This window comes from Pseudomonas sp. SED1 (assembly GCF_034044025.1).
Taxonomy (GTDB): Bacteria; Pseudomonadota; Gammaproteobacteria; order Pseudomonadales; family Pseudomonadaceae; genus Aquipseudomonas.
This window is the reverse complement of the sequence record NZ_JAXCIS010000122.1, coordinates 1-10,086: the sequence shown is the minus strand read 5'-3', so window position 1 is coordinate 10,086 and position 10,086 is coordinate 1. Positions and strand designations below refer to the sequence as shown.

12 protein-coding genes are annotated in these 10,086 nt (G+C 60.8%); 7 read left to right on the top strand and 5 right to left on the bottom strand.

Translation table 11 applies throughout. From position 1 onward, the window contains the following. Nucleotides 1-22: 22 nt before the first annotated feature. A complete protein-coding gene (locus tag SNL23_RS15610) occupies nucleotides 23-1,255 on the bottom strand; it encodes a cation:dicarboxylate symporter family transporter (RefSeq protein ID WP_318302687.1) in 1,233 nt (410 codons plus the stop codon). Nucleotides 1,256-1,373: 118 nt separating this feature from the next. Here SNL23_RS15610 and SNL23_RS15605 point away from each other — a divergent pair, with 118 nt between their 5' ends. Beyond that, the gene (locus SNL23_RS15605) at nucleotides 1,374-2,288 is read left to right on the top strand and encodes a LysR family transcriptional regulator (RefSeq protein WP_318302685.1); all 915 of its coding nucleotides are present in this window, start codon (nucleotides 1,374-1,376) and stop codon (nucleotides 2,286-2,288) included. Here SNL23_RS15605 and SNL23_RS15600 read toward each other — a convergent pair. Beyond that, complete coding sequence (locus SNL23_RS15600; protein WP_318302684.1) at nucleotides 2,273-3,148, bottom strand: LysR family transcriptional regulator; 876 nt, start codon at nucleotides 3,146-3,148, stop codon at nucleotides 2,273-2,275. The two genes, SNL23_RS15605 and SNL23_RS15600, sit on opposite strands and share 16 nt — an antisense overlap. A 93-nt stretch (nucleotides 3,149-3,241) precedes the next feature. Between SNL23_RS15600 and SNL23_RS15595 the strand changes: the two genes are divergently transcribed. After that, nucleotides 3,242-4,267 carry an NADP-dependent oxidoreductase gene (locus SNL23_RS15595; RefSeq protein ID WP_318302683.1) on the top strand — a complete coding sequence of 342 codons (1,026 nt, stop codon included), beginning with the start codon at nucleotides 3,242-3,244 and terminating at the stop codon, nucleotides 4,265-4,267. Nucleotides 4,268-4,271: 4 nt separating this feature from the next. Here SNL23_RS15595 and SNL23_RS15590 read toward each other — a convergent pair whose 3' ends face one another. Next, nucleotides 4,272-4,601, bottom strand: a complete 330-nt coding sequence (locus tag SNL23_RS15590) for a DHCW motif cupin fold protein (protein WP_318302689.1) — start codon at nucleotides 4,599-4,601, stop codon at nucleotides 4,272-4,274. Nucleotides 4,602-4,742: 141 nt separating this feature from the next. Here SNL23_RS15590 and SNL23_RS15585 point away from each other — a divergent pair, with 141 nt between their 5' ends. After that, nucleotides 4,743-5,231 (top strand): HIT family protein, encoded by a 489-nt coding sequence (locus tag SNL23_RS15585; protein ID WP_318302682.1) that lies wholly within the window; start codon nucleotides 4,743-4,745, stop codon nucleotides 5,229-5,231. Between the two features lie 167 nt (nucleotides 5,232-5,398). Here SNL23_RS15585 and SNL23_RS15580 read toward each other — a convergent pair whose 3' ends face one another. Beyond that, nucleotides 5,399-5,875 (bottom strand): GNAT family N-acetyltransferase, encoded by a 477-nt coding sequence (locus SNL23_RS15580; RefSeq protein ID WP_318302680.1) that lies wholly within the window; start codon nucleotides 5,873-5,875, stop codon nucleotides 5,399-5,401. 17 nt (nucleotides 5,876-5,892) lie between these two features. Then, nucleotides 5,893-6,327, bottom strand: a complete 435-nt coding sequence (locus tag SNL23_RS15575) for a GNAT family N-acetyltransferase (protein ID WP_318302679.1) — start codon at nucleotides 6,325-6,327, stop codon at nucleotides 5,893-5,895. A 147-nt stretch (nucleotides 6,328-6,474) separates the two neighbouring features. Between SNL23_RS15575 and SNL23_RS15570 the strand changes: the two genes are divergently transcribed. The 4 genes from SNL23_RS15570 to argE are packed head-to-tail and all read left to right on the top strand — an operon-like array spanning nucleotide 6,475 to nucleotide 10,077. Further along, the gene (locus SNL23_RS15570; RefSeq protein WP_412104220.1) at nucleotides 6,475-7,806 is read left to right on the top strand and encodes a flavin-containing monooxygenase; all 1,332 of its coding nucleotides are present in this window, start codon (nucleotides 6,475-6,477) and stop codon (nucleotides 7,804-7,806) included. A gap of 24 nt (nucleotides 7,807-7,830) precedes the next feature. Next, nucleotides 7,831-8,241, top strand: coding sequence for a RidA family protein (locus SNL23_RS15565; RefSeq protein ID WP_076017087.1), 411 nt, complete (start codon nucleotides 7,831-7,833; stop codon nucleotides 8,239-8,241). Nucleotides 8,242-8,257: 16 nt separating this feature from the next. Then, nucleotides 8,258-8,935, top strand: a complete 678-nt coding sequence (locus SNL23_RS15560) for a DUF1028 domain-containing protein (RefSeq protein ID WP_167663153.1) — start codon at nucleotides 8,258-8,260, stop codon at nucleotides 8,933-8,935. Beyond that, nucleotides 8,932-10,077 (top strand): acetylornithine deacetylase, encoded by a 1,146-nt coding sequence (gene argE, locus SNL23_RS15555; RefSeq protein WP_318302677.1) that lies wholly within the window; start codon nucleotides 8,932-8,934, stop codon nucleotides 10,075-10,077. Before SNL23_RS15560 ends, argE begins: the two co-directional genes overlap by 4 nt. Nucleotides 10,078-10,086 lie beyond the last annotated feature (9 nt).

Sequence of the window (10,086 nt, the reverse complement as noted above, 5' to 3'; positions counted from 1 at the left end):
GGGTCTGGAAATGGTGTTCGGTTCAGCGACTCAACTCCCGCTTCAATACCTCGCGATCAATCGACTTCTGCCACCCGCATATCGCCAGGCACGCCACACAATTGCCCAACACATTGGTCAACGACCGGCACTTCATCAGACGCTCCACCCCCAACAACAACCCCACCCCTTCCAGTGGCACCAGTTGCAGGATGTTCAAGGTGGCAATCAGGGTAAACAGCGCCGAGCCCGCCACGCTGGTAGACCCCAGCGAGGTAAACAGGCAGATCACCAGCACCGCCAGCAATTCGGGAACGGCAATTTCCACCCCGGCCAGATGCGCCAGAAACATGATGGCGGTGGTCAGGTAAATATTGGTGCCGGCCAAGTTGAACGTATAGCCGGTGGTCAGCACCAGGCGTACTAATTGGCGATCACAGCCCAGCGCCTCAAGTTTGCTGACACAACCGGGAAGTGCTGCCACTGATGAGCCGGTAAACGTCACCAACAACAACTCTTCTTTTAAATAAATAATTAACCGAGTCAATTTAACGCCGACCAGGCGCGCAATCGTCGCAAACACTAAAATCACGAAAACCGCACACGCCAGGTAAATAACCACAATAAACTTCAACAGCGGTAAAACAGAACTTAAACCGTACTTCCCCACCACAAACGCCATCGCCCCAAAAGCCGCGAGCGGTGCAAATTTCAAGATAAAGCGCAACAGCAAGAACAGCCCGGCGACTGCTGCTTCCAACCAGCCGAGACAGCGGTTGCCAACCTTACCGCCACGCCCCAGCAGCAGCCCGCACAGCACCGCCACCAGCATCACCTGAAGCACCAGACTCTGGGTAAAAACCCTGTAAAGACTGGACGAAATCGAGGTCATGGACAGCTCATGCAGGAACGCTTCCGGCGCAACAGGCGGCGTCAGGTGGTCAAAATCCAGGTTAGCCACTGCCGTGTGATCCAGGCTGAACAGCCACCCCGTCGACATTCCCAACACCAATGCGGCAAGGGACATCAGCTGGAAATACACCACGATCCGCCCCACTACATGCCGATGGGACGGCTCGCGCTTGATACCTGCGACACCCGTCGACACCAGCACAAACAACAGAAACGGCATCAGTAATCCGACCACTTTTATAAAAGCGTCACTGAGCAATTTCATCTCGACCGCCACGCCCGGATAAAACAGCCCCAACACCATGCCAAGTGCAATGGCAATCAAAATTGGAAAAGTGGCGTTAGTGGAAAATCGGGCTGGCATCAATGCTCCATGGTCTTTTTATTTATTGTTATTGTCGGATCAGGCCACTTTCGGCATATTGGTTGCCAAGGCGCATTCAGGCCACAAATAATAAAGTCTTGTCACGGGATATACCACCATGGAACTTCGCCATTTACGTTATTTCATCATGGTGGCCGAAGAGCGACATTTCACCCGTGCCGCCGCTCGCCTGAACATGCAGCAACCGCCCCTCAGCCAACAGATTCGCGCTCTGGAACAAGAGCTGGGGTTCGACCTGTTCAAGCGCCACCCCAAGGGCGTTGACCTGACGGCCGGCGGCCTGGTGTTTCTCGATGAAGCGCGGGCCATCCTCGCCCGCGTCGAACAAGGCTCCCTCAAGGCCGCCCGCGCCGCTCAAGGCATCGAGGGCACACTGATCATCGCCTTCACCAGCTCTGCGGCTGCCCACCCGCTGATCCCGCGCATCATCCGCGCCTACCGCGAGCAATACCCGGGCGTGGAACTCTCGATCAACGAAGGCAGCGCCCGGGAAGTCACCGAAGACACCATCGAAAAACGCATCGACATCGGCATCCTCCGCGCCCCGGTCGGCGACCACCAGAGCCTGACCTTCCACCGCCTGCTCAACGAAGAAATGCTGCTGACCCTGCCCGTCGGGCATCCGCTGCTCAAGGGCGCCGAGCCACAAATCACCATGGCCGACCTCAAGGACGAACGCTTCATCCTGGTCCGCCGCCCCGGCGCGCCGGGGATGTACGCCAACCTCATCAAGGCCTGCCAGAACGCCGGTTTTGAACCGAAGATTGCCTTTGAAGTGGAGCGCATGCTGACCAACGTCAGCCTGGTGGCCGCCGGTGAAGGCATCTCCGTGGTACCGGCGTCGATGCGCGATGTGCACCGCGAAAGCGTGGTGTATTGCCGGATCAGCGATGCACGGCCACGATTATTGGCGCCGATCACCCTGGTGCGGCGCACGTTCAATCCGTCGGCGCCGTTGCAGAATTTCATTGGGTTGGCGCGGGAGTTGGCGGGGGTTTATCGCAAGGGTTGAGTCATCGCGTGAAAACTCTCGGTGAGCAGTTCCACTGCCGCGCGGATGCTGTCGCTTTGCCGTGGAACGGCGTACAGGCCGTAGTTGACACTCAAGATAGGCCCATCGCCTTCAGCCAAGGAAATGATGCGCATGGTCTCCGGCCGAATATTCTCCGCCGGCAGCAAGGCCACACCCAATCCACCCTCCACCGCTGCGGTGATCACGCCAATGTTCGGGCTGGTCACCGTGACCCGAAAATCCCGCCCGGCGTTCAGCAAGGCATCAAACATCAAGCGCCGCCAGGCACAGGGTTCGGCATACACGATGACATCCAGCGGCAGCGCCGCATCAATGTCTTCATCAATCGCGCACACCCAGTACAGCTCGACGTTCCAGGCGTGCACAGGGTCGGCGTTGAACGACGAGCTGACGCCAATGGCCACGTCCAGCTCGCCGTCATTCCAACGTTCGGCGAGTGCGTCGCCGTGATCAACAACGACCTCCAGGTGCACATGCGGGCAGGCGCGCCGCAGCCGGCCGAGCGCTGCCGGCAACGCCGATACCGCCACGTCTTCCGAGAGCCCCACGCGCACATTGCCCATCACCGTGCGCTCTTTCAGACGCGCTGCTACCGTCTCGCCCAAGGCCAGAATGCGCGTGGCGTAGGTGAGCAGCAGTTCGCCTTCGGTAGTGGGCACCACGCCCCGACCTGTTCTGCGCAACAGCCGCTGGCCCAGCAACTCCTCAAGCCGGCGGATTTGTGCGCTGAGGGCCGATTGCGCCCTGCCCGCCTGCTGGGCTGCGCCACTCAGGCTGCCGTGCTGGCATACCGAGATAAAGGTTCGTAGCAGATAGGGTTCAAACGCGTCAGATATCATGTTTGGGTTAACTCTGAATCAACAGCTATCACCCTACCTCGATAGCTTGAGCATGACTACTCTGCTGGAACCTTATCAACCAGGAAGAGCCTCATGACCCAGCTCCAGAACCAACGCATCGTACTGGCCGCCCGGCCCGATGGGCGCCCGCAACCCAGCGATTTTCGCCTGGAGTACAGCGCGATTCCCGAGCCTGCCGAAGGCGAAGTGTTGCTCGAAAATCTTTACCTTTCCCTCGACCCCTACATGCGCTGGCGCATGAGTGCCGCCAAATCCTATGCCGAGCCAGTGGGCATCGGCGAGGTGATGGTGGGCGGCACGGTCGCGCGGATCAAACACTCACGAAACCCGTTGTGGCAAGAGGGCGACATCGTGCTTGCCTATGCCGGCTGGCAGCGTTTTGCGCTCTCGGACGGCCTTGATCTGCGGCTTCTGGATCCGGGCATCGCCCAACCCAGCACAGCGCTGGGAGTTCTTGGAATGCCGGGGTTCACCGCTTACTCGGGGTTGCTCAATATCGGCCAACCCAAGCCCGGTGACACCGTTGTAGTGGCGGCGGCGAGTGGCGCAGTGGGCTCGGTGGTCGGCCAGATCGCCCGCATCAAAGGCGCACGCGCCGTGGGTATCGCGGGTGGGCCGGAGAAATGCGCATTCGTGAAAAATGAACTCGGGTTTGATGCCGTCATCGACCATCGCGCAGCGGATTTTGCCCAGCAGTTGGCCGAAGCCTGCCCCAATGGAATTGACGTTTACTTCGAAAATGTCTCGGGGGCGGTTTGGGATGCCGTGAGGCCGCTGCTCAATGACTTTGCGCGGATACCCGTATGTGGGCTGATCGCGCATTACAACGACCGCTCGGTGCCTGGGCAACAGGTCGACCGACTGCCGGCGACTATGCACGACATCCTCGCCAAGAGCCTCACCGTGCGCGGCTTTATCCAGACCGAGTTTGTTGACGAGCAGCAGGACGACTTCTTGCAGGAAGCCGCGCAGTGGATTGATCAGGGCAAACTGAAGTGGCGCGAAGACATTGTCGAGGGCCTGGAGCAAGCGCCTGAGGCGTTTATCGGGCTGCTGGAGGGGCGCAACTTCGGCAAGTTGATTGTGCGCCTGGCGTGACGCCTCAATCCACCACGAACAACTTCGCCCCGACGGTAGTCGATGACCGATGCCCTTCCATGTCATTGCCCACCTGATAACTCATCCCGGCAGTCAGCGTGAACTGCCGGCCATCCTCCAGCTCGGTGTGCAACTCACCTTCCAGGCACAACAGGATATGCCCGCGCCAGCACCAGTGATCGGCCAGGTAACCGGCGCTGTACTCGACCATGCGCACGCGAGTTGAGCCGAACTGACAGGTGCGCCAATACGCGCTGCCGGTTTCGCCGGGGTGCAGCACCGGTTCGAGGGTCGACCAGTCGGTAGTGCCAAAGGGTATTGCGCTCAGGTCCATGGTTTTCTCGGCATTGAATACGTGTGGATGAACCGTACCGATAAGGTGAATGCCGCGATAGAGACAGATCCGCTGCATTTGCGGGATACAGGGCAACAACTCTTGGTATCCTGCCAACCCTCTTCGCATGGAAGCCCGTCGATGAAGATCGATCCATCCTTTGTTGTGCATGAGACCGGGCATTGGCTGCTCAATCATCACCTGTCATCCTCGCTGCCGGGCTACCTGATGCTGGGCGCCAAGGCGCCTATACAATCACTGGCTGATATGCCCGATGCGGCGCTCGCGGAGCTGGGCGGATTGCTGGCCAAAACCCAGCGAGTGATGGAAGCGCAACTGAAACCCAAATGGCTTTACATCAGCCGGTTCGGGCATATGCCGGGCTTCCCGCTGCACTTTCATTTCATACCAGTGTATGGATGGGTTGAAGCGCTGTTCTGGCAGGATGAGCGCTATCGGGTGTTGCAGAATTTCGGGACGCAGCAGAAGGCAACCGACGGTGCGGAGCTGACGCTTTTTATCTGGCGGGAGTTTGGTGAGAGTCCTACGCCGCCGGTGGTTCAAGGAGCTTCGGTGAGCGAGGTGATCCAAGGTTTACGTACCGCATTCAATACCGAAGGCGGCACATAACCTGTGGTGAGGGGGCTTGTCCCCCGTTGGGCTGCGCAGCAGCCCCAAAACAGTCACTGAGTTCTGCCTGCAAGACAGCGGCAGCCTGATTGGGGCCGCTTCGCAGCCCAACGGGGGACAAGCCCCCTCGCCACAGCAAGCCTCCCTGCCACAGTCTTTTTGTCGTGTCAGCGGACACTGTGCAGGTGTTTACGCATAGGAATACAGGCCAACTGCAACCCCGACGGCGAGTGGTAGATCGCCTGTTCATCGCCCACATACCCACACCGCCGATAAAAATCCGCTGCATTCAACGTCGCGTCCAGGATCACTTCCTCGATCCCCAATTCCTGCGCCAACGCCTCCAGATACACCAGCACCTGCTTGCCAATCCCGCGTCCGGTAAACCCGGGCAGCACAAACAGCGCACCGATTTCGTTGTTCGCCAAATCCAGCATCCCCGTGGCCACAGGTTCACCGTTCACGCAGCCCAGGTAAAAATGCTTGTCCATCAGCGTGTCGTAACCGTCCTCGGCGGCACCCCGGGTCCACAACATCATCTGCTCAGACGTGTAGGCGCCGATGCATTGGTTGCGTATGGCCAACAGGCGAATGTCGAAGGCTGTCTGTGCATCTTCCAGCGTGGCGCGTCGTATCTCGAGCATTTGTCCCTCCATGGACGTCAGGCGTTCTCGTCACCCGGTCGGGTAAACGAATAGCGGTCAATATCGGTCCTCAGTTGCCAGCCCTGGCCCTGCCAATAACGAGCGGCGCTGTGATTGGTCTTGAACACATCCAGGTGGCATTTGCGGATGCCCAACTGCGCAAGGCTGGTGAGGCAGCGCTCTACCAGCGCGTTCGCAATGCCCTGGCGCCGATACTCAGGCAGCACCAGCAGATGCTGCAAATAACCGCGCCGGCCATCGTGCCCGCACATCACGCACCCACCCAGCACCCCGTCGATCTCGGCCACGAAACTCATGCCCGGATTGCGCTCCAGGTAACGCGCGGTAGCCTCGCGGGAATCGGCATCGCGCAGGGAGATGCCGGGGGTGTTGCGCATAAGGTCGATGACGGCGTCGAAGTCATCGAGGGTCATGATGCGAATGTGGGCCATGGACTTGAACCTGAGGGTGTGTTGGGCCGGGTTGGCAGCCTACCAGCTCATCCCGCCATCCTGCATCGCTTTGCATCCGATATTTATGCTCACTTCCCAGCTTAATAATATTTTATTAAAAACCGCCCTCCCCCTAGCCTTGAAGCCATGCCCAAGCTGAATCCAACTGCATTACGCAAGGACAGACATATGACTCAAGCAATAACAAAAATAGACACGCTGGTAGTGGGAGCCGGTCAGGCTGGCGTCGCCATGAGCGAGCACCTGAGCAAACAAGGCGTGCCGCACCTGGTACTGGAGCGCAGCCGTATCGCCGAGCGCTGGCGCACTGGCCGCTGGGATTCGCTGGTCGCCAACGGCCCGGCCTGGCATGACCGTTTTCCGGGCCTGGCCTTCGATAACGTCGCCCCCGATGGCTTTGCGCCAAAAGAGCGCGTGGCGGACTACTTCGAAGCCTATGCACGCAAGTTCAATGCACCGATTCGCACCGGCGTGGACGTGACCTCCGTGGTGCGCAATGTCGGTCGTCCTGGCTTTACCATCCACACCAGCGAAGGCGTGATCGAAGCCAACCGTGTGGTGGCGGCAACCGGGCCGTTCCAGAAGCCGGTGATTCCGGCGATTGCGCCTAAAGACACTGCGCTGCACCAGATCCACTCCGCCGACTACCGCAACCCCGCGCAACTGCCGGCCGGCGCCGTGCTGGTGGTGGGCGCCGGGTCCTCCGGGGTGCAGATCGCCGATGAACTGCAACGCTCCGGGCGCCAGGTGTACCTGTCGGTCGGCGCTCACGACCGCCCACCACGCGCCTATCGCAACCGCGATTTCTGCTGGTGGCTCGGGGTGCTGGGCGAGTGGGACCAGGCCGCGATGAAACCCGGCCGCGAACACGTGACCATCGCGGTGAGCGGCGCCCACGGCGGCAAGACCATCGATTTTCGCGAGCTGGCCCAGCAAGGCATGACCCTGGTCGGCCTGACCCAATCCTTCGACGGCAGCGTCGCGCGCTTCCAGCCCAACCTGGTGGAAAACCTGGCCCGCGGTGATGAGAACTACCTGGCCCTGCTGAATGCGGCGGATGCCTACATCGAACGCAACGGCCTCGACCTGCCGCCAGAGCCCGAAGCACGCCGCGTGTTTCCCGATGCCGAGTGCATCAAACAGCCGATTCTGGAACTGGACCTGGCCAAGGCCGGTATCACCTCAATCATCTGGGCCACCGGCTTTGCCGTGGATTACAGCTGGCTGAAGGTCGATGCATTTGACGCCGCCGGCAAGCCGCAGCACCAGCGCGGCGTGGCCAGCGAGTCGGGCATCTACTTCCTTGGTTTGCCATGGCAGTCGCGCCGGGGTTCGTCGTTTATCTGGGGCGTGTGGCATGACGCCAAGTACGTGGCCGACCATATCGCCATCCAGCGTCAATACCTTGAGTACCGCGAACCCGCGCCGGTTGTTCACACCTCACCTGTCAGCGCCTGATCACTTTTTTCTGGAGTTTTTTTGATGCCTACTCACACTCGCATCCGCATGTTCAACACCAAGGAAACCTACCCGAACCAGAGCCTGGACAATGACCTGTGCCAGGCCGTACGCGCCGGCAACACGGTGTATGTACGCGGCCAGGTGGGCACCGATTTCGACGGCAAGCTGGTGGGCCTCGGCGACCCGCGCGCGCAAGCCGAACAGGCGATGAAGAACGTCAAGCAACTGCTGGAAGAAGCCGGCAGCGACCTGAGCCACATCGTCAAGACCACCACCTACCTGATCGACCCGCGCTACCGCGAGCCGGTGTACCAGGAAGTCGGCAAGTGGCTCAAGGGCGTGTTCCCGATCTCCACCGGGTTGGTGGTTTCGGCCCTGGGCCAGCCACAGTGGCTGATGGAAATCGACGTGATTGCCGTCATCCCCGAGTAACCCAAGGAGGCACGACATGACCTTTTCAATCGTCGCCCGCTGCGCGGAAACCGGCCAGATGGGCATTGCCATCAGCTCCTCAAGCATCGCCGTAGGCGCCCGCTGCCCCTGGCTGCGGCCCGGCGTGGGTGCGGTCTCGACCCAGAACATCACCCTGCCCGCTCTAGGCCCGGATGTACTCGACCTGCTGGAGCAAGGCCTGGAGCCCGCCGACGCGGTGGACAAGGCACTCACCCGCAACGGCTACAGCCAATACCGGCAACTGACGGCGATTGACCACCTGGGGCGCACCGTGCATTTCAGCGGCAGCGAAACCCTCGGCACCCATAACGCGGTGTCGGGTGAACAGTGCGTCGCGGCCGGCAATATGCTCGCCGACCGCTCGGTGATCGAGGCCATGGTCAACGCATTTGAACAGGGCGAAGGCCAACTCACCGATCGCCTGCTGGCCGCCATGCATGCTGCCATCGCCGCCGGTGGCGAAGCCGGCCCGGTGCATTCGGCAGCGGTCGTGGTGGTGGGCGAACTGACCTGGCCGATCATCAACCTGCGGGTGGATTGGGCCGATGAGAACCCGATAGGCGAACTGCAGAAGTTGTGGGACGCCTATCGCCCGCAGGTGCAGGACTACATCGACCGCGCCCTGGCCCCGGACCGTTCACCGGGCTACGGCGTGGCCGGAGACGAACGATGAGCAACAGCCGCGAATTGCTGCAGACGCTGGTGGGGTTTGATACCACCAGCCGCGAGTCCAACCTGCAATTGATCGAGTGCGTGCGCGACTACCTGGCGGGTTTCGGTGTCGCCAGCGAGCTGATCTACAACGATGAGCGCAGCAAAGCCAATCTGTTCGCGACCATTGGCCCAGCGAATGTGCCCGGGATTGTGCTGTCGGGGCACACCGACGTGGTGCCGGTGGACGGGCAACCCTGGACACTGCCCGCATTTGCCCTGACCGAGCGCGACGGCAAGTTGTATGGCCGGGGCACGGCGGACATGAAGGGCTACATCGCCTGCGTGCTCGCGCTGGTGCCGTCGCTGGTGAATGCAGACCTGCGGATGCCGGTGCATATCGCCCTGTCCTACGACGAGGAAGTCGGCTGCCTTGGGGTACGTTCGCTGCTCAAGGTGCTGGAGCAATGGCCGGTGAAACCGCTGCTGTGCATTATCGGCGAGCCCACCGAGCTGAAGCCGGTGCTGGGTCATAAAGGCAAGCTCGCCATGCGCTGCGAAGTGCATGGCGAGGCGTGCCATTCGGCGTATGCGCCTCAGGGCGTGAATGCAATCGAGTATGCGGCGGAGTTGATTGGTGAGCTGGGGCGGATTGGCCAGCGCCTCAAGGTGCATCAGGACGAGCGCTTTGACCCGCCTTTCAGCACCGTGCAAACCGGGGTGATTTCCGGGGGCAAGGCGCTGAATATCGTCCCGGCGGATTGCCGCTTCGACTTTGAAGTGCGCGCCTTGCCCTCGATGGACCCGGGTGAAGTGGCTGAGGAACTGCAGGCGTATGCGATGCAGCAGGTGTTGCCGCGGATGCAATCGGTGAGCCGGCAGAGTGCGATTCGCTTCAGTGAATTGTCGGCGTACCCAGGGCTGGCCACCGACCAGCGTAGCCAGGCGGCTGAGCTGATTGCGGCGTTTTGCGGCTCGCGGGAATTTGGCACCGTGGCGTTCGGAACTGAGGGTGGGTTGTTTGATACGGCGGGCATTCCCACAGTGGTGTGCGGGCCCGGGAGCATGGACCAGGGGCATAAGCCGGATGAGTTTGTGAGTGTGGAGCAACTGAAGGGTTGCGATGCCATGCTGTTGCGCATGCTCGACTCGATTCGCGCCTGAAACGCGGGC